The organism is Spiroplasma endosymbiont of Ammophila pubescens, assembly GCF_964020965.1.
GTDB lineage: Bacteria > Bacillota_I > Bacilli_A > Mycoplasmatales > Mycoplasmataceae > Spiroplasma.
Window position 1 is genome coordinate 776,536 of the sequence record NZ_OZ026611.1, and the last position, 19,183, is coordinate 795,718.

25 protein-coding genes and 1 pseudogene are annotated in these 19,183 nt (G+C 23.9%); 10 read left to right on the forward strand and 16 right to left on the reverse strand.

What is annotated here, in order from left to right:
• The first annotated feature begins 203 nt into the window (after window positions 1-203).
• Both ABNT63_RS04870 and ABNT63_RS04875 read left to right on the forward strand, forming a co-directional pair.
• Window positions 204-443 (forward strand): hypothetical protein, encoded by a 240-nt coding sequence (locus ABNT63_RS04870; RefSeq protein WP_348736917.1) that lies wholly within the window; start codon window positions 204-206, stop codon window positions 441-443.
• A complete protein-coding gene (locus tag ABNT63_RS04875; protein ID WP_348736919.1) occupies window positions 443-736 on the forward strand; it encodes a hypothetical protein in 294 nt (97 codons plus the stop codon). Before ABNT63_RS04870 ends, ABNT63_RS04875 begins: the two co-directional genes overlap by 1 nt.
• Window positions 737-802: 66 nt before the next feature.
• On the opposite strand, the gene ABNT63_RS04880 is transcribed toward ABNT63_RS04875, so the two are convergent.
• The 9 genes from ABNT63_RS04880 to ABNT63_RS04920 all read right to left on the reverse strand — a co-directional run bounded on the left by ABNT63_RS04880 (window position 803) and on the right by ABNT63_RS04920 (window position 6,622).
• Window positions 803-1,015, reverse strand: a complete 213-nt coding sequence (locus ABNT63_RS04880; RefSeq protein WP_348736921.1) for a hypothetical protein — start codon at window positions 1,013-1,015, stop codon at window positions 803-805.
• Window positions 993-1,499, reverse strand: a complete 507-nt coding sequence (locus ABNT63_RS04885; RefSeq protein ID WP_348736914.1) for a hypothetical protein — start codon at window positions 1,497-1,499, stop codon at window positions 993-995. The genes ABNT63_RS04880 and ABNT63_RS04885 overlap by 23 nt, the downstream gene beginning before the upstream one ends.
• A 187-nt stretch (window positions 1,500-1,686) precedes the next feature.
• Window positions 1,687-1,821 (reverse strand): hypothetical protein, encoded by a 135-nt coding sequence (locus ABNT63_RS04890; RefSeq protein ID WP_348736913.1) that lies wholly within the window; start codon window positions 1,819-1,821, stop codon window positions 1,687-1,689.
• Window positions 1,822-2,154: 333 nt separating this feature from the next.
• Window positions 2,155-2,358, reverse strand: coding sequence for a hypothetical protein (locus ABNT63_RS04895; RefSeq protein WP_348736911.1), 204 nt, complete (start codon window positions 2,356-2,358; stop codon window positions 2,155-2,157).
• A gap of 33 nt (window positions 2,359-2,391) precedes the next feature.
• Window positions 2,392-3,177, reverse strand: a complete 786-nt coding sequence (locus tag ABNT63_RS04900; RefSeq protein WP_348736922.1) for a DNA adenine methylase — start codon at window positions 3,175-3,177, stop codon at window positions 2,392-2,394.
• Between the two features lie 3 nt (window positions 3,178-3,180).
• Window positions 3,181-3,348, reverse strand: a complete 168-nt coding sequence (locus ABNT63_RS04905) for a hypothetical protein (protein WP_348736924.1) — start codon at window positions 3,346-3,348, stop codon at window positions 3,181-3,183.
• A gap of 2 nt (window positions 3,349-3,350) precedes the next feature.
• Window positions 3,351-3,635, reverse strand: coding sequence for a hypothetical protein (locus ABNT63_RS04910; protein ID WP_348736906.1), 285 nt, complete (start codon window positions 3,633-3,635; stop codon window positions 3,351-3,353).
• A 449-nt stretch (window positions 3,636-4,084) separates the two neighbouring features.
• Complete coding sequence (locus tag ABNT63_RS04915; protein ID WP_348736926.1) at window positions 4,085-4,369, reverse strand: hypothetical protein; 285 nt, start codon at window positions 4,367-4,369, stop codon at window positions 4,085-4,087.
• 699 nt (window positions 4,370-5,068) lie between these two features.
• A complete protein-coding gene (locus ABNT63_RS04920; RefSeq protein ID WP_348736903.1) occupies window positions 5,069-6,622 on the reverse strand; it encodes a hypothetical protein in 1,554 nt (517 codons plus the stop codon).
• Between the two features lie 594 nt (window positions 6,623-7,216).
• Between ABNT63_RS04920 and ABNT63_RS04925 the strand changes: the two genes are divergently transcribed.
• Window positions 7,217-7,867: a C39 family peptidase gene (locus tag ABNT63_RS04925; RefSeq protein ID WP_348736901.1), complete on the forward strand. Its 651-nt coding sequence runs from the start codon at window positions 7,217-7,219 to the stop codon at window positions 7,865-7,867.
• 60 nt (window positions 7,868-7,927) lie between these two features.
• On the opposite strand, the gene recD2 is transcribed toward ABNT63_RS04925, so the two are convergent.
• From recD2 to ABNT63_RS04950, 5 genes and pseudogenes are all read right to left on the reverse strand, one after another.
• The gene (gene recD2 / locus ABNT63_RS04930) at window positions 7,928-10,090 is read right to left on the reverse strand and encodes an SF1B family DNA helicase RecD2 (RefSeq protein WP_348736928.1); all 2,163 of its coding nucleotides are present in this window, start codon (window positions 10,088-10,090) and stop codon (window positions 7,928-7,930) included.
• 15 nt (window positions 10,091-10,105) lie between these two features.
• Window positions 10,106-11,240, reverse strand: a pseudogene (gene mnmA / locus ABNT63_RS04935) (tRNA 2-thiouridine(34) synthase MnmA).
• Window positions 11,241-11,355: 115 nt separating this feature from the next.
• Window positions 11,356-13,140 (reverse strand): ABC transporter permease, encoded by a 1,785-nt coding sequence (locus ABNT63_RS04940; RefSeq protein ID WP_348736930.1) that lies wholly within the window; start codon window positions 13,138-13,140, stop codon window positions 11,356-11,358.
• Window positions 13,141-13,310: 170 nt separating this feature from the next.
• On the reverse strand, window positions 13,311-13,607 hold the full coding sequence (locus tag ABNT63_RS04945; protein WP_348736932.1) for a hypothetical protein: 297 nt from the start codon (window positions 13,605-13,607) through the stop codon (window positions 13,311-13,313).
• Window positions 13,608-13,686: 79 nt separating this feature from the next.
• A complete protein-coding gene (locus ABNT63_RS04950) occupies window positions 13,687-13,845 on the reverse strand; it encodes a hypothetical protein (protein WP_348736934.1) in 159 nt (52 codons plus the stop codon).
• 419 nt (window positions 13,846-14,264) lie between these two features.
• On the opposite strand from ABNT63_RS04950, the gene ABNT63_RS04955 reads away from it, so the two are divergent.
• Window positions 14,265-16,364: a spiroplasma phage ORF1-like family protein gene (locus ABNT63_RS04955; protein WP_348736936.1), complete on the forward strand. Its 2,100-nt coding sequence runs from the start codon at window positions 14,265-14,267 to the stop codon at window positions 16,362-16,364.
• Between the two features lie 20 nt (window positions 16,365-16,384).
• Here ABNT63_RS04955 and ABNT63_RS04960 read toward each other — a convergent pair whose 3' ends face one another.
• The gene (locus tag ABNT63_RS04960) at window positions 16,385-16,612 is read right to left on the reverse strand and encodes a hypothetical protein (RefSeq protein WP_348736938.1); all 228 of its coding nucleotides are present in this window, start codon (window positions 16,610-16,612) and stop codon (window positions 16,385-16,387) included.
• A gap of 27 nt (window positions 16,613-16,639) precedes the next feature.
• Window positions 16,640-16,771: a lipoprotein gene (locus ABNT63_RS04965; protein ID WP_348736940.1), complete on the reverse strand. Its 132-nt coding sequence runs from the start codon at window positions 16,769-16,771 to the stop codon at window positions 16,640-16,642.
• A gap of 126 nt (window positions 16,772-16,897) precedes the next feature.
• Here ABNT63_RS04965 and ABNT63_RS04970 point away from each other — a divergent pair, with 126 nt between their 5' ends.
• The 6 genes from ABNT63_RS04970 to ABNT63_RS04995 all read left to right on the forward strand — a co-directional run bounded on the left by ABNT63_RS04970 (window position 16,898) and on the right by ABNT63_RS04995 (window position 19,163).
• Window positions 16,898-17,620, forward strand: a complete 723-nt coding sequence (locus ABNT63_RS04970; RefSeq protein ID WP_348736942.1) for a UPF0236 family transposase-like protein — start codon at window positions 16,898-16,900, stop codon at window positions 17,618-17,620.
• Window positions 17,621-17,625: 5 nt separating this feature from the next.
• Complete coding sequence (locus ABNT63_RS04975; RefSeq protein ID WP_348736944.1) at window positions 17,626-17,991, forward strand: hypothetical protein; 366 nt, start codon at window positions 17,626-17,628, stop codon at window positions 17,989-17,991.
• A gap of 138 nt (window positions 17,992-18,129) precedes the next feature.
• Entirely contained in the window at window positions 18,130-18,387 is a 258-nt protein-coding gene (locus ABNT63_RS04980; protein ID WP_348736946.1) for a hypothetical protein, read from the forward strand.
• Window positions 18,368-18,766: a hypothetical protein gene (locus ABNT63_RS04985; RefSeq protein WP_348736947.1), complete on the forward strand. Its 399-nt coding sequence runs from the start codon at window positions 18,368-18,370 to the stop codon at window positions 18,764-18,766. The genes ABNT63_RS04980 and ABNT63_RS04985 overlap by 20 nt, the downstream gene beginning before the upstream one ends.
• 25 nt (window positions 18,767-18,791) lie before the next feature.
• Window positions 18,792-18,941: a hypothetical protein gene (locus ABNT63_RS04990; RefSeq protein WP_348736949.1), complete on the forward strand. Its 150-nt coding sequence runs from the start codon at window positions 18,792-18,794 to the stop codon at window positions 18,939-18,941.
• A 63-nt stretch (window positions 18,942-19,004) separates the two neighbouring features.
• Window positions 19,005-19,163: a hypothetical protein gene (locus ABNT63_RS04995; protein ID WP_348736950.1), complete on the forward strand. Its 159-nt coding sequence runs from the start codon at window positions 19,005-19,007 to the stop codon at window positions 19,161-19,163.
• Window positions 19,164-19,183: the final 20 nt, after the last annotated feature.

A 19,183-nucleotide genomic window follows, 5' to 3' on the forward strand; every position in this document is an offset into this window, starting at 1 on the left:
GTGCATCTATATATGTACCAGGAGGAATTATTATAACCAATATAATTAAAAAATTAAAATTAGATGATAAAGGAAATCCGATTTTAAATGATAAAAAAGAATTTGAAATTGAAGAAGTTGATTTAGATGCTTTAATGGCAGATGAAATAAAAAAACAAGTTAATGAACAAGTTGAAAAATTATCAGAATAAAAAGCAAAAGAGATGTTTACTAAACAATTAGAAGATCAAACTACTAAATCAAAAACTGAAAAAGAAGATCGTCTTGCAGTTCTTGAAAAAAAATTTGCAGAAATTCAACAAGGAATTAAAGGAAACCAAGGTGTTTGTGTTACTCAAGAAAATAAACAATCAGATAATTTAGATAGTAATAAAAATCAAGAATCAAATTCTTCAATGGGAATTGATTTGCAATCATTAAAAATAGTGGGAGGTAATGAATAATGGCAATTACATTAAATAATATTCAAACTTATTTTAAGGATAATTTTAAATTAAGTAATTTATATGGAAGATCTAAATATGCTGTTTTATTCCCAAATGAGTTGCAACAAAATGGTGGGGGATGAAAAGCTGAAGTTTACTTGCCAATTATGAATGAGTCGGTAACACAGAAAGATTGAGATCCTAATTTAGGTTTTACTGAAACTTATGTGACTGAAGATTTTAAAAAAGTACAGTTAGATCAAAATTTTACTGTGTATAATCGAATTGCCAATCAAGATAAACTGGCATAAAATTGACCTACTTTATCAATTTCAATTAAATTATTAATAACTAACAAATTATTTTTATAATATCGACTAATCATTAACTTCAAACTTCTTTAACTGAGTTATATTTTTTGAAATAGCTTCTTTAATTCAACCGTAGCTGGAACCTCAACGAATTTGCATACTCATTACATCCACTTCGACACCATTAATTTTTTCTTTTAATAAATCTTTTTTATAAACTGCAACAATGCCATCAAATACTGATAGCAACATCTTATTATCATTTTTTCTTTGTGCCATAATCAATTACCTCCCAATTGTATTTTTCACATTTATATTCAAATTCTTTTTCCCTAAAATGCGCTTCCAAAATTGCTTTTGCATGAATTGAATGTTCATTTTTAGTTGTTCGTTCTTTAAGTTCTTTTTTAATCATTTCCTTGTTTTTATCAGCTGGGTAATGTAATCGCATTTTATCTTGCAATTCATATCTTAAAATTCCAATTAACTCACGAGTTGCTCGCACCTCACGCATTTTTTCAGGACCCATGTGCAAATTCTCAACTACTACAACATTTAAAGATAAATCGTGATGTTTATTTCTAAAATCATTGATAATAGTTAAAATTTCAATTGTTGAATCAGTTGGGTTATTACATTTTACTTGCACATATTTATAATTAGGAAATCGAGCCCCAATAGTCTTAATAAAAATTCCAGTTGTACCAATTCCAGCGGGATCTATACCTACTGAAAAACTAGGAAAATAACTTTGTTGTTTCATAAAAACCTCCATATCAATATTTGTAACTTTTATGTGTACCTTTCTGTGATTTCTTTTGTATATTTTATGTGAACAAGAATAGCAGAATATTTTGCCAAAGCAAAAATCACAAGTTACGCAAAAATAGTCTATTGTGTTATAATTTACACATAGATATAGGTTTCTATAAAATTCCCTCTCCTATCCATTAATCTCATAAAATATTGTCGTCATCATCAAATGAAATGGTTGGAGGGTCATTATTACTGTCAGGGTTATCATTAATTTTATATTCTGCACCACGATATGACACAGGTTGATTATCTAATTGCTTCGCTTGCACTTCAGTAAGTTTTTTTATTCGTTCATTATTAGCTATACGTGTATCAATTCATTTTTGATTGTTATTTCATATTTTTGTTAATTGATTATTAGCCTCAATTTGGGTTTTATGATCATACTGTTCTAATTCAATTAAGTCAACAAAAATATTGAATCCTTTTTTCTTAACACTCGGAATACCATGTGCAGCTTCTCTATTTGTTCTTGTATAATAAACAAATTGCGGAGCAATTCCAACTATTAAAAAATCATCTTTAAACTTATCTTTATAAACAAAAGAATCAGGAACAATAATTCAACGCTCAGGAGTTTTAACAATGTAACTAATTATTTTTTAACCACAATTATTATATTTTTCCATAGAAGTTCTATGAATTCGATAATTAGATATATTTTTATTTTTATCTTTTTGCTTGTAAGGTTTATAAATTTCACCAGTTTCAGAATTGGTGCTAAATTCTTTTATAAAATCAAAGTCTTTAGCAAAATTTCTACTTCGATCATGGCAACCAGATTCACAAATTTTTATGTTTTCCATTGTAACTAGCTCCTTTCTTATGAATTAATATCTTTAATTAAAGTTTGTAATTATCAGCTCTTGTCCAATCTTTGGCTTTCGATTATGGCAATTTGTAGAACTATATACTCATTCCAATTCATGAATATTAAATTCTTTAAATAATTCTCTAATATATGGTGAATTATCAATGCTTAAAATTCACTTACCTTTGATTTTAAGAAGTTCTTCCTTTAACTCTTCAAAATCAATTTTCGAATGTTTATATGGTTTCCTTTTATTGTAATAATATGGTGGATCTAAATATCAAACATTATTCTTGTTATGACCAAAAATTCTTATTATGTTTTTATAATAATAGTTATGAAATTCAACTTTTATTTCGGGATTTACCAATAAATTACAACAATATTCAACTCTTCTTAATTTACTTATATTAAAATTTTGTTTTAGTCAAAGATTAGTTCAAGTTCCTCATTCTTTTCCGTTAAAAGTTAAAGCATTTTTAATTAAAAATTTTTCGCCTGTATTCAAACAATAATCATTTGCTATCTTTTCTTTCATTTCATCAATAGTTTTTGAATTAGGATATGCCAATTTTTGTAAATAATCTAATTCGATTAAGTGAATCCCTTCCCGCCAAAAGTTAATCAAGTCACTATGTAAATCATTAAAGACTACTTTGTTACATAACTGCTGGTCTAACACATTTAAGCCAACTGAATCACCACCACAAAACAAGTCTATGAACTTATCAAATTTCCCTGGCAGAAATGATTTTATTTTATCAAAGTGTTTTGCTTTTCCACCAGGTCAAGACAATGGACTAATAAGCTTCACAACTTATTTAGCAATTGCCTTTTCTAGTTTTTCAACAAGATATTCATAAAAATGTTTTTCTTTTCTAATAATATTAATTGATTCATGATGAATTTCATATTCATTCAATTGAATTAATGTTGCGTGCATAGTTTTAATTTTCATTTTAATTTCGTCTAATAAATCTTGCATAACTATTCCTCTAACTTTCTATACACAATTTGCTTAGGTAAAATTTTGTGACCTATATATGCTGTTTCACTTGGAGGATTTTTACAAATTATTCCTTCACTTGATATAAACTTAATTCTTTTGTCAAATACCAACAGCTCACATTGATCTATTTTTTCTCTAATAGACTTTAAAGCAATGCTTACTAATGGCATTAACATTGCAAATGGTTTACCAAAAGTAAATAAATGTTCAATAACTTGCTTTCGTTTACTAAATGGTGGATTTGAAAAAATCCAAATTATCATCAATATGTCTAAACACAACATTATGTCTTGCATCATGTAACACTTTTACAAATTCACTATTGCTCTTATCAAAAGGACATAATATATTTGAATTTGGCTTTAAAAATTCTAAAATAGGTTTAATAGCATAAGGTAATGTGTATCATTCATTATTTATATTTATTTTAGTTAATAAATGTGTATTAACCATAATTATTTTCCTCTATTAAGCCAATTAAGCATTTTCTACTACATACATAGCAATTTATGTATGTAGTATCATTTTCTGTTTTGACATTTACATATAAAGTTTCATCACATTTATAACAAATGCTTTTTAAACATTTACCACACGTTTCTATATGTTGATCACCATGTATTTCATTTTCACATGTAACTATTTCTTTTTTTTTATTAGTGCCATGTCTAATCCTCTAAACTTTCATATTTTGAATTATCTTTTAAAGCAATTAATATATGTGTGTTTCATCATGATATCTAAAACATTCATTATCATAATAGGATTTTTCACATTGTTGTCCTTCAGATAACCGACCACAATATTCACAATCATAATAATATTCAAAATCACTTTTCTTTAATTGAGTTTGCCTTTCATCTGCATTTCTTTTAATAATTTTTAAATATTCTGAACAATCGTAAGCTTGTGATTTAATTAATTTATCTTTATTAGCAATTTTACTTTCATAGTCATTTAAAACTTTAAATAATACTTGCTGTTGATGAAGCGTCATTGTTAAACTACAATGTGTCGCCGGAAAAATATTGTTTTTATCTTCATTCTTACTATATTTTTTATAGAAAAAATCTAATTTTTTTTAACTGTTTTTGCCATACCGCATTTCTCCTTTAAAGGTAAAAAACCGCTTTTACGCGGTATTTTACTAAATTCTTAAATGTGTATGGTACCTTACAAAATTAACAAATTATCTACCAACTAAAAACAAACTAGGAAAAAAAGTTGATATTTTTATAATTAAAAATGAAACTATTGTCAGAAAAATATATAAGCATATAATAAAGATTGTAAATAATATTTATGGACCTTATTAAGTATTTTTACTCCTTTCAATTCCAATATAGAATCAAAAAATAGTCAACAATCTAGCCCACCATAAAAAATAATAGATAACATAATAAATCAAATAATAAACAATCAATAACAAATAGTTATTTATTTGCAATATTATTAAATAAATAATTTAGATTTAGTTTTAAATTTTGTTATATTCCTTATTAGTAGTAATCAGCAACACAATAACATTTATAAACTATTAAATGAATAATGTGACAATTATTATTCACATACTAACCTTAATTATTATTAAAATAAACGGACCAGATTTATTATTTACATACCTGCTAGTATTAATGCTAGCAATTTTTATTGTTAATTTAAAAAAGCAAGGTTTTCTTGCTTTTTTAAATTAAACTTATTTTTTAGTAAATTCTAAGGTAAATAATCTTGATGTTCATCCAGTATAATAAACCGCATTATTTTTTCCAAATAATAAATCAAAGTTTCAAACTGCTCCCCGACTAAGTGAAAAAGTATCTTTAGTTTCATTTAAACTCACTTCGTGAACACGTTTTTCCCAATTACCAGTTGTAAAAATATCAATTCCTGGTAAATTTTTTGCTTGATTTGCTTCTTTAAAATCATTAATTAATATTTTTAAAACATCTTTGTATTTTCGGGTTTTTAAATTTAAAATTTTAGTAAAAGCTTCTTTGCTAAGATGGAATACTCCTGAATGCTCATTTGATTCTAATTTAAAATGATTATAAAAAGCAACTACTAACCGCCCATATTCCATTAACTTATTTGTTAAACCTTCTTCTGTAATTTCAACTTGAACTTTTAATGCTTGCCCATCATTCATTACTGCTTCAGATAATGGAAAACCTGCCACTTGAATTTTTGCTAAATTCACATGAAAATCAGCTAATCGTAAGTTCTGACCTCCAGTATTAAAAACATTAACTAATGAACGATAAAACTTAACAAAATTTTCTGGAGTAATTTTATTAGGCTGATATCCTTTTCCGGTTCAAACATATGAAGCTGTATTTTCTCGAACAACATTAACACCATTAGTAGTATTATTAATTGCACTTGTTAGTAAACTTAATAAAGTTATTGAAGAATTATATTTAATATTCTTTGCAAACTTTTGCAATTCGCTATCACTTTTAATTTTACTTTGTAACTTTTTTAAAATAATATTATCTAAATTAGCAAAACCAGCTGTATAGTTTACATCAAAATTTTGATAAATTGTAGCAAATTCAGATGTTTTATCAATTTGAAAAATTCCTTCTTGATTGAAAAAATTAACAATTACTCTTGAAATTTTTTGAACCATCCCTTTTAAAATAACTTTCATTTCTTCTGGATTATCAGTAATAACATATTGGATTACATAATCTGAAGTTGTTGTTAAAAGTTTAAACTTAGCTTCAAATTGAAAATGAAAATCTAGTCTAACTGCTTTTACTGTTTCTAATCCTGGTCGATCTAAAATTGCTTGCAATTGAACCATATCAATAAAATTTAATTCATAACTTAAACTATCATTTAATAAATTAATTGGTTTACTATCAGTATAATAATTTGAATAGTCATTATAAATTTCATTATTAATATTATTAAACACAGCAAGAAAGCCATTTTTTAATGTTGCTAAAGCATCTATCGCATCTTTATCCATTTGGTCTAATTTTTTGCTTTCAGTTTCCTTATCAACCATTGTATACAGTTTATCAAATTTATTTTGATATTCAGTACTATTAATTGTATTTTTATTTTGTGCATAAACTGAAAAATTATTGATAGCACGTTGTGAAATTTTATTTAAAATTTCCATATCTTTTCCAATACCATTTTCAGTATCATCAAGTTTAAGCGGTTTTTTACAACCGATAATTGGACTATATCCTGCCGTTGCAAAAAAAGTCATTCCTAATAAAATCATTAATTTTTTCACTATTTAAAATCCTTTCGTAATATCTAATTTTATACTTTTTAATTATAACTTAAAAAAATTAAAACTTAAATATTATAATTACAGTTTCTGGTACTAACGATGTTAAAATTTCTTTTTTAATTCATATTTTAATTAATTAAAGTCATTTACCTTAAAAATATTACTAATATTTTTAAAATCATCTACAATCTTCACTTTATCATAATTATTTTATATTAACAATATTTTCAAACTAATTTCCTTTTTATATCTTTATTATAAAAAAGCAATATAAATTGACTTTTTGAAAATATTTTCAATGAAAGCAAAATGTGTAACTAAAAGGAGATTTTAATTACATATTTTAAATATAAACTAATGAAAACTATAAAATATATGTTTCTCTGTTTGCTTAAAATTAAGTTATTTATTAATATTAATTTTAAGCACCCATTATAACAAAAAAACTGGTTTGGTGAAAAAAAGTAAATTATTTCACTACTAAATCAATAAATTTCAAATAAACAAAATGATTTTAAAAAATAATTTGTTAATTTTTTAAATTATGATAAAATTATCTTAAAATATTTTAAGAGAAAGAAAGGATAAATTAAAATGTCAAAAATGATAAATGTATTAAGTATTGTCTTATTTATCATTACCACTTTATTTATTACTAATATAACAACACAAAATACTATAATAAATCCACCAACTTATATTTCATTAAAACATAATTTTTCTAACTTCCAACAAGAGCAAAAATATTATTGTGTTCCAGCATCAATTAAATCTATTATTAGTTACATAAATAATAATGATTTATTATCGCAAGATGAATTAGCTAATGAAATGAAAACAAATAATGAAACTTTGATGGTGAATGCTATTCCAATATTAAATAAACATATTAATTTGCAACTACATCCAAATTTTTTAGAATATCAAAATTATGTCTTAGAACAAAATTTTGGTAAAAAAGATGAACAAAAACTATGATTACAAAATTTAGTTAAACTTAGTCTTAAAAATGATATACCAGTAATACTTGGCATTAAAGTCAGTCCGCCTTGATGACTAAATAGTCAAGTAAAACATGTTGTTATTATAATAGCAATATTGATTGATGATAATCCGGATGAAACCATTTACTATGTTAGTGATGCTTTTGATCGCACTACTAATAAAACTTTTACAGGCCATAATTTAATAAATATGTTTACAATAGCATCTGCTAATCTTGGTGCCATTGCAACGCCTCTATAATTTAATAAGTTTTATGTTAAATTTTTTACGATAATATTAAAACTAGGTAAAATATGGTAATTATTGTTCTTTTAAAAATGTTTTAATTTTTTCTTGTAAAGTTGTTCGCCGTTTTTGTGATAAATTATTAACACCATATAAAAATGCTGATGGTTCACCAATTAAATATAATTTAGTTTTAGCACGAGTAATTGCTGTATAAATTAGATTTCGTTTTAACATCATTCAAAAACTTTTTGTTATTACAAAAATAATATTATCATATTCACTGCCCTGTAATTTATGAACACTACAAGCATAAGCTAAAGTAATATCATAATAAAGTTCTTTACTATATGCAATTACATTATCGTATTTTACTAAGATCACATCATTTAAATTTTTATCTTTTTTAATATCAACAATAATGCCAACATCGCCATTATAAATTTCTAATTCAGGTCGATTTTTAAGTTGCATAACTTTATCATTAACTCGGAAAAAACGATGCCCAATCTCAATTTCTTTTTGACCATTTGCATGATTAATTCGATTTTGCAAATAAGTATTTAATGTATTAATTCCAACTGGACCATTATACATTGGGGCAATTACCTGAATAGCATTATAATCTGCTCCATATTCATCACTAAGTTTTTGATATAAATTACCAACAATTGTTAATAATGTTTGTGAATCAGTTTCATTAATAAAAGTAAAATCTTTTTTGTCAAATAAATTATTACCTTCAAAATGTTCTTGTTCAATTGCATAAGATAGTTCTAAAATGTCATTTCCAGCTTCTTGACGATAAACTTCTTCTAATTTAATAACATTAAAAATATCACTTTGAATAATATCTCGTAACAAATCACCACAAGCAACTGACGGTAATTGATTTGGGTCACCAATTAAAATTAATTTACGCAAATTAACACTAGCTTTTGCAATTTGTGATAATAACAAACTATCAACCATACTAACTTCATCTAAAATTAAAATATCATTCTCCAAAGGATTATTTCCATTATAAAAAAATTGATTAGTCAAAGCATCATATTTTAATAATTTATGAATTGTTAAAGCTTTTTGCCCAGTTTTTTCTCGTAATCGTTTGGCTGCTTTTCCAGTTGGTGCTGCTAATACAATTTTTGATTGTTGGTAAACTTTTTTTAAAAGACTAACAATACCATCAACAACTGTTGTTTTACCCGTACCAGGTCCTCCAATAATAACTAAAAAATTAGAATGCACAGCAGCCTTTATTGCTTTTGTTTGATTAATATTATAAGTAATTTGTTTTTTATTTGTTAATTTTTCTAACTCTTCTGTTAATTTTTGATCATCATATTGATCAATCGTATTCAAACCAACTAACATTGCAGCAATATTAATTTCACTATGATATATTTCTGCAACATAAATTTTATCATCCTTAAAAATTAATAATTTAATTTCTTTACTATATTTTAATCCGGCTAACAACTGTTCTTTTGTTAAAAAAGGAAAATTCTTTTGTAAGATTTTTGTTAATTCATTTAACGTTAAATAAGTATCACCATTATTATTACAAAATTCTTTTGCTAAATATCATGCATAATAACAAATTCGAATGTTAGTAAAAGGTTCTTGTTCAAATGCTAAATAAATCTTATCAATTGTTTTAAAAGCAATATTATCTTTTAATAATAATAAATAAGGATCTTTTTTTAATAAAGCATAAATCTGATCAACATTATATTTTGTTTTTAATAAAGATAAAACTTGTAAAGATAATCCTTTTTGATTAAATTGATGATTTAATTCATCATCACGGCTCATTGACTTAAATACCTTTGCAATAATATTAACTTGCTTAACACTAATACCCGGAATTTCATGTAAGACTGATAAATTTTCTTTAATCTTGGTAATCACATCGGTTTGATAATAATCAATAATTATTTGTGCTGCTTTTTCACCAATTGTGGGAAATAAACTACTAGTTAAATATTTTAAAACCTCATCATTACTCCGTGGGGAAAGTTTATGAATTTCCTTAACTTCAAAATTTTCACCATAGCGTTCATTATAGACAAAGTTCCCTTGTAATTCATATAATTGTTCTGGCTGTAAAGTTGATAAAAATCCTTTAATAAAAATAAAATGTGTTTTATCATTTTCTAATTGAAATTTGCAAATCCGATAACCATTATTGGACTCAAAAACAATTAATTTTAAATAACCCCGTATTTTTTCAGCCATTTTACTAATCCTTTCTTATAAATATCATAATTTTTGATTATCTAAATAAACATCATTAATAACTCTGCCCTCAAGGCAAACTTCATCATCATAAAAAACAGCAGCTTGTCCTGGCGTAATCGCTTTTACTTTTGTTGAAAATTGTACAAGACATTTATTATCACTTAAAACTGTTACTTTAACAGGAATATCTTTTTGACGATAACGAAATTTAGCTGTACAATTAAATTCTTTTTCATGTAAAGTATTAATTCAATTAACATCAGTAATAATACAACTCGTTGAATATAGTCATTTTTCTTCACTACTTTTTGCAACATATAAAATATTGTTTTCTACATTTTTACCAGCCACAAAATATGGTTCACTCATCCCACCTAAATTTAAACCACGACGTTGACCAATTGTATAATACATCACCCCATTATGATGACCAACAACTTCTTTTGTTTCAATATCAACAATATTACCATTTTGATTTGGAATATAATTTTGTAAAAAGTTTTTAAAATCACGTTCTCCAATAAAACAAATTCCTGTTGAATCTTTTTTATTAGCTGTGCTTAAATTTTGTGCACTTGCAATTTCTCTAACTTCTTTTTTTGTTAAATTTCCTAATGGAAAAAAATGTTTTTGATAATTGTCCTTGGTTCAACTGACTTAAAAAATAAGTTTGATCTTTATCCCGGTCAATTCCCTGTAATAATTGATATTCTTGTAATTTTTCATTAAATCGTACTTGAGCATAATGTCCCATGGCAATAAAATCAGCATGATAGTTATTAATTGCATAGTTTAAAAAATAGTCAAATTTAATATACTTATTACATAAAATATCTGGATTAGGAGTTCACCCTTTTTGATATTCATTAATAAAATGTTTAAACACATATTCTCAATATTCTTTAATAAAATCAACACGGTGCAATGGTACTTGTAATGTTTTACTAACATTAACAGCATCATTATAATCAAGTTTTTGTGGATAAATAACATTATTAATTGCTTTATTTCCTAAAATATCATTATTTAATTGACTGTCTCAATTCCGCATAAAAAGACCTTCTACATCATAACCTGCTTGTTGTAATAAATATAAACTAACTGAAGAATCAACCCCTCCAGATAATCCGACAACAACTTTTTTCATTGCACATCACTTCCTTTTTTATAAATAAATAATAATTAATTAGTACCATTATTTTAACATTGAAAATTAAAAATCCCAAGATAAGAAATTAGTTTCCTATTGTTTAAATAATTTACTATATAAATTTTAAGACCTTTCTTTTTTTTCTTTTTAAAACTGCTGCTAACATTAAAATATTTGCCAACAATAAAAAACTATAACTAATAATTTGCATAATATTACTGAACCAATTAAAAATATTGTTCATAAAAAAATAACTATATAATGCAATTCCAATCACACTACATAAGAAAAGTAAACTTAATGGTAAAAAACAATAAAGCTGAATTTTAAAATTTGATACCAAACAAAATGGAAGAACAACAATAATTGCATAAATCCCAATTAAAATTAACATAAATATTCGATTCATAAAAAAATAATGATGATTAACAGTAATAAAATTAAATTTACCAAAATTAACTACAAAAAAATTATATAAATCTAAAGCTGAATTATTATTTCAATTATTAAACACTAAAAATGCACTACATAATACTATTAATCCAATAATCGCCATAAGGCGTGCAATTAAAACAATTGGATCACGTCATTTAAGAATGTTGTTTTTCTTAATTTTAGTAATTCGTTGACGCCCATTTGGTAATTGCTTAATTTGATAATTATTATTAAACATTGTTGTTGCTTGAACAGTAGACTTTGAGTGCTTATTTGTCAAAGGCAAAACATTAGGATTAAGGTTTTTTGTTTTTCTTCTTCCAATTTGTTTTATTTTAAGTTTACTGCCTTGTTTTATCAAATCTTCTTTGACATTAGAATTAAATAACTTAGCATAAAAATTATCTATTTGATAAGTTCCCTCTGCTTCTTCAAGTTCAATTGCTTGAGAAGTTTCATCTTGAAATTTTACTTTTTCTGATAAAACTTGTGAAACTTTTTTTGTTTCCAAATTCTTTTCTTCTTGATGATAATATTTATTGGTTGTTTGTTCCACTCCTAAATTTGGTCGTTTTGTTATATCCCATTCCATCGTATCAATTTCATCATAAAATTGATTTCCCTTGTCAGGACGAACAATTAAATCTACTCCTTTTCCTGTTTTTTTATTTTCATTTTGTTTATTATCAAACTTTTTATTATAAGTTTCTTCTTCAATATTTTTTGCTTGGATTGGAGGCATATTATGTGTTATTTTTTGCGAAACATTTATTTTTTGACCTGGTATTTTATTATAACTTTGAGTAAAAAAAATATCTTTTTGTGGTGATGATTTTGGTAAAGAAAGTCTAGGAAAATGATTTATTAAAACTGACTTTGATTTTATAGTTTGTTTATTATCAATATTAGTTAATGACTTCTTTAATTTTTCTTGATCTTTTTGCATTATTTTTTGAGCAACAGCACGAGCTTGTGCTTTAACTTCTGTATGATCAATTTTAACTTCAACAGGTTCATTGTTAAATTGATCATCATTATTTTTCTTATTAAAATTTAATAAATCAATGTTTTTTGTAATAGTAGGTGGCTCATATAAATGTTCTTCATTATCCAATTGAATTTTTTCATCAAAAGTTGATTTAATTTTATTTAATCGGTGATGAAAACTTGTTTTTTCTTGTTGTAACTTTTCAGTTTGATGATGTAAAATTTTTAATGCATTTGGATTATCTAAATTTAAAATCATTTTCCGTGGTTGTACAAATGAATTTAAAGCACTATTTTGATTAACATTTTGGGTTTTAGTAAAAAAATAATTATTCTTAAAAAAATGACTATTTTCTTGTAGAAAAAAAGTTGCATCATTATTTAAAGTAAACTCTTGCTGTTCAATGCTTTGATCATTATGTGCACTTTGCTTAATTGGTTTAATTTTTAAAATTTTAATATCATTACTCTTCATTATCAACACCCATTTCAAGAAAGCTCAAAACTAATATATATTAATTATATCCTAAAACAGTTAAAAAACAAAGGAAATATTGGGTCTTTTTCGTAATAACAAAGAAACAATAAAAAGCAATTAAAATTTTAATTGCTTTTTATATTTATAAAATTATTTATTACATTTCCTTAGGAACTGCGTTCATAATCTATTTGATTAGACTCTAATTCTTCTACTGCATCAAAAAATTCATCATTATCATCGGTTCTATCACTATCAATCATTTGTTCACTATTTGAATGTGAAGGTGAAGCTGTATTAACTTCAATAAGAATTTCTTTAAATCTATCAGCAAGAGCTTGATTTGAAGCTGAAATATGTGACATCATTTTTAAGATGTCAAAATTATCTAAAACAATTTCAATTTGTCTAAAGTCAGGTTCTAAATACTCATATATATTATCTCTTTTTGCAATCTTCTTCATTTCTTCAAGTTTACGCTTTGCTTCTCTTTCAACTTGTTTGTAATATATTTGAGCATTAATAACAATATCTTGTTGAACATTATTTTTTTCTTTCTTCTTTTGTTCTTATATTAAGTCATTTATTATAATTAGTTCAATAGTAATGTTTTTTCAATAACCAATTTTTTGCACTATTTCATTTTTCGCTAATTTTATCAGCAGTAAAATTTCATGCTGATTTAGTTTTTTTTACGCACATTATTAGTTCATACTATTACTTTATATGCTAAATATATTTTTCCTACATTTTCAAACATTTTTCCTAAATAGCCCATAATATTAATATGCCCCTTTCACAACTGAAAAGAATAAAATTGATATTTTATTACTTTTTCATTTTATATTTTTAATTTTTGTTTTTTCTACTCTTTATAATATTATTTATACTATATATCATTTAATGTAATTATTTTTTTAAATGAAATAATTTATAATAATTTATTAATAAAAACAGTTAATTAAAGTCATTTATTTTAAGAAATATTAACCATTTCATAAAATCATTTACAATATTAACTTTATCATATTAATTTTAAATTAACAAACCGCTAAGTTAAAAATCTGATTATTTAATTAATCTTAACTACACATTTTGATAAATAAAAAAAGACTAATACAATGTTTTTATGCAGTAGTTTTTTTGAAAATTGATCAGAAACAAATTACTTTATTAATCCGACTTTAAAAACATCAAAATCATTAACTTATAATGATAAGTGATATTTAGATTTTTTAAAGGATAGTTATTCAACCGGAATTTCATTTGATAAACCTGGTCATGAGTTTATGGATTTATATAAAAATTGAGATGTTTATGCTAAACAATATAGTATTGATAAATTTTATGATGTTGATAAAAAACAATTTTTAAAAGAATTAACTAATTTTTCTTATTCGTTTGCTAAGTATTTTAATACTGCTGAAGTTATTAATAAATTAGAAAAAAGTGTTGATAATTTACAAATAATTAATTTAAATGTTGGTAATTGAAAACAAGTTATTGTTCTAAATAAACCTTTAAATGGAATTGATAATAAATATTATATTGTTATTTGAATAAATAGTGAAAATAGTAGTTGAAAAATTAATAAATTTTTAAATAATCAAGAAACATTTTTTATTGATTTTGATTCTAGATTACAAAAATCAAAAATAAATGGTTTTTATGATTTAGGTGTTTTAAGACAACAAAGTACAATGATTTATTGGCATGAAGATAATGGTAAATATTTTAAATCTGTTTATTATTGAGATGGAAATGGTGAACCACAAACACCCGAAATTGATACAGATACTGGTAGTGTTATTTTTTGGACTGATACTAATTATCAAAATACTCGTTCTTTTTTATTAAAATATATTAATGCTATTGTGCAAGAAAATATTCGAGTTCAACAAGGTGGTAATCTAGATTATGATGATCTAAATTTGGGTAGTCAAAGAATAATATTTGATTTTGAAATTATTAATAATTTGAATAAGTCTAGTACTGGCACTATTTTAGTTAAAAAATCAATTTATCGAATGATTTTAACTATTGATGAACGAAAAAATATTATTGCTGGGAGTTTAAAGTTAACACATCTTAAGCAATATTGAAATGGATATGATTATAATAATTATCGGTATACTGATGATTTAGGTTTTTTATTTTCTTTTATGAAAGATAAGGAAAATACATTTAATTTTAGTGCTGAAACTTATAATTATTATCAGGGTAATAATCCTAATACTGGTAAAGAATTTTTTGAAAAAATGAAAGGTCAAATTGATATTAATAAATTTTTAAAAGCCTTTTTTGCATATGCTTTGGTACCTGTTTTTCAAAATCGGAGTAATTTTATAGAAAGTGGTTATATTGATAATTTAGGATATGATACTGTTTTAATTAACTTTTTTGGTTTAAAATTAGTTAATTTTAAAGATGTTTTAATTGATGAAAAAAATACTAATAAAAATCAATTTGAAAAATTATTAAATACTATGTTTACGGTTTCTCAAAATTTTTATAAAGATTATTTACGAACAATTTTTGATTTAGAAAATAATACTTATGTGCAAGGATATAATAAAAAATATGGTTTATTAGCGAATAATGGTTTTAAAATTTATCCACGTTACTTTTATTTTTCTGATAAATACAAACAATTAGATATTAAATTGTATTCAGCGTTTAAAAATCGGTTTTATAATACAAATTATGGTAATGTGTTTAACTATGATTTTTCTGTTGCAAATGATTATAATATTAATCAAAATGAAGGTTATGTTTTTGAAGGTTCTTTAAAAGATAAATATGGTTTAAAATATAAAAAAATTGAAGAACAAAAAATTGGTTATAATGTTTTTGAATTACAAGCACAAAAAGAAAATGATATGTATTGTTATTATGATTTTAATTTTGGTATTTATAACTGACAAGAAATAAATAATGGTGGATTATTTTCCGATGGTCAATGATGACAAGCACAATATGAAAGTTGTAGTTGATATAACTTAGCGTGTCATATCATAAATGCGGCAATTTGAATTGTGAATAATATTCCTGGTATAAAACAAGTTAATGAATTAGCGAGTGGAGTTGGAAAAATTTTTGAAACAATATATAGTTTTTTTAATCAAACATTTGAGGTATGAAAATTTAGTCCAGCATTATATAATACAATAACAAATATATTTTTATTAATTATTTTTATGAAATTTGTACTATTAATATAAAAAGGACTAATAAAGTCCTTTTATTCTTTTCAATCTGTAATTTTGCCAGTATCCTTATTAATTTCGAGTGTTTGTGGTTCATTAACTCCATCTCAACGATAAATATTTTTATATCCAAAAATTTTTCATGTGTCAGTTTTTAATTGTTTACCTTTTCATTTATTTATAAATCATGTTTTTCCAATTAATTTTAATCCTATATAAGTTTTTAAATTATGGTTAATTTTTTCATTTTCACCTTCAATCATTAATTTTCAATTACTATTTTCTGGTGGTTATTGTGGATTATATCATGGCTCGGGTTTATTACCCCCGTTTTCATTATTATTTGGTTTTTCACAACTAATTAATGTTGTTGTACTTGTTATTAATCCAATTACCCCTAAAATACTTAGTATTTTTTTCATATATTTATTCCTTTCTGTGAAGTGTTATAATTTTCTTAATTATATTATACATTTTTTAAAGTATGTGTAAATTTATGAAATATATTAATTAATAATTTTGATTTAATAAAGAAAGGAAATAATAAAATGTTTAATTTTAATAAATTTAGTGCAAATATTTATGAAAATGCTTTAAATCAGTTAAAAGAAAAGGTAGAAAGAATTGATAATATAATTTTTAAAAAACGAGATAAAATAAAATATTTTGTAAAAGAAATAAAAACTAGAAAAATTAAAACAGAATTTGGAATATTAATTTATAAGAGAAGAATTTACAAATATCTTTATAAGGGTAAGTGAAAATATGTTCCTCTTGTTGATAAACAATTTGGAGTTGAAAAATGACAAAGAATAATTAATGATTTAAAATTAAAAATAATTGCTGAAATAGTAAAAAATAAAAGATATAGTGATATATTAGATATGTTTAATTGTAAATTGCATTTTTCATCTGTTTCGCGTATTTTACGAAAAGCATTAATAAAAAGAAAAGATAAAAAAATAGATTTAAAAAATTGAGAAAATTTATATATCAATTTGGATGATGCACATGTAACTTTAAAAAATAAAAATAATAAATCTTATTTGCAAATTATTAGAATAATTTCATTTAATACTGGAAAAGAAAATAATAAATCTTTAAATAAAAAATATTGTTATTTTTTTCTTAATAAGAAAACTCGAGGAGCAGAATTTAATGCTTTATTTATTAAAAAACAAATTCAAAAATTTTTTAAAAATTATGAAAATATTAAATTAATTATTGTGGGGATAGTGCTAAATGAATTAAAAAAACTGCTAAAATTTTAGATGGTATGTTTATATTTGATAGATTTCATGCAATAAGAGAATTAAAGAATAATATATATTGTGGTAATCGTAGTAAAAAATCCTTTAAAAATTATTTACACGCAAAGGAATTATTTTTACAAGGAAAATACGACGAATTTATAACTTTTTTAAAATCATTACAGAATGAAAGAATTAAATTAAGGTATTTTATTAATTTAAAAAATGGTATTTTAAATCAAAATAAAGAGTGAAATATTGGCGTATCTGCTGAAAGTGATGTTTCAAGAGTTGTAAAATCTTGTTTGGGATATGGGAATAAAACATTTTCATTTTCAACATTTAAAAATATTTTGGATTTAAAAATTATGAGATTTAATTTTAGTTTTTAAACTATTTTTTAGTATGTTAAAATATGAAATTATTTTTTGTATTTTTATTTTTTTGTGTTATTATTTTTTTATAAAAGAAAAAAGTTTATTGTTTTTAAATAAATTAAGTAATACCCGTTTATATGCAACACTCCCATAATGTCAAAACCATTTACTAATAAAATCACTGAATTAAGTTTTACTTCACCTAACGGGTGTTATATTGGTAATTTAAAATTAAAAAATAAACAAGGGAAAGTTCCTAATTTGATTGCAAAAGAAGGAACAGTAATTTTTCCTAAGTTAGTTTTTCCATGGCAGTTAGAGCCAAATATTTCAATGACAGATTTTTGAAATGGAAATCAAAATTATTCCCCTAAAAGATATTTTTACTTTTTTGGATTCAAAAGGAATTAAATACAATCAAGAGTTTTCATTACAAGATTTCTTACAACTTGGTGGTTCACAATCACCTTCATCAGTTCAAATTGCTAAAGCAAAAAGAATTAAGTTTAATGCTGTTTATGATGGAAATGATCAAGTTCCAGCTTTTGATAGCGGAACTGGGACTGCGTATTATGACAAAAGACCATTTACTAATCGTAATAAAGTTTTTGAATTAAATTTAGATCAAGTTACAATTTTTCCTAACTCAGATTTTTCTAATTCTGATAATACGAATAAAACTTTATATCAATCAATTGCATCATATGGACTAGTACCATATCAAGAAGCAACAAAATTAAATTTAATTATTAATCTTGAAATTATTCCAGAAGGTGCGACCCCTTCTTAGGACGCTTTTGAAATATTGAAAAAAAATGTTGACATATAGTTATTGAAAAGATAATGAATTTGTTGTTGCAACAGAAATAGTAAAAAAAGAAGATCAATGAGTTGAAATAATTAAAAATGATAAAATTTATAAAATTAGATTTTTGTTTGAAGGGCAAGAGATCGTTATGCAGTAATTACCAATTTATGAATGGCATGAAAAAAAAAGAAATCCAACAATAGTTTTAGAAAATATAAATATGATTAATCGAATTGAAAATGCATTAGCAATGCTATCAAATAATTTAAAATCAACATATTGTATTAACAAAGGGGACAATGACGATTACAAAATTTTATTACCATATTATTTTGAAATTACTAACCCATTAGAAAGACCATATCAAGATGATTACTAAGAATATAAAGATATAGTTGT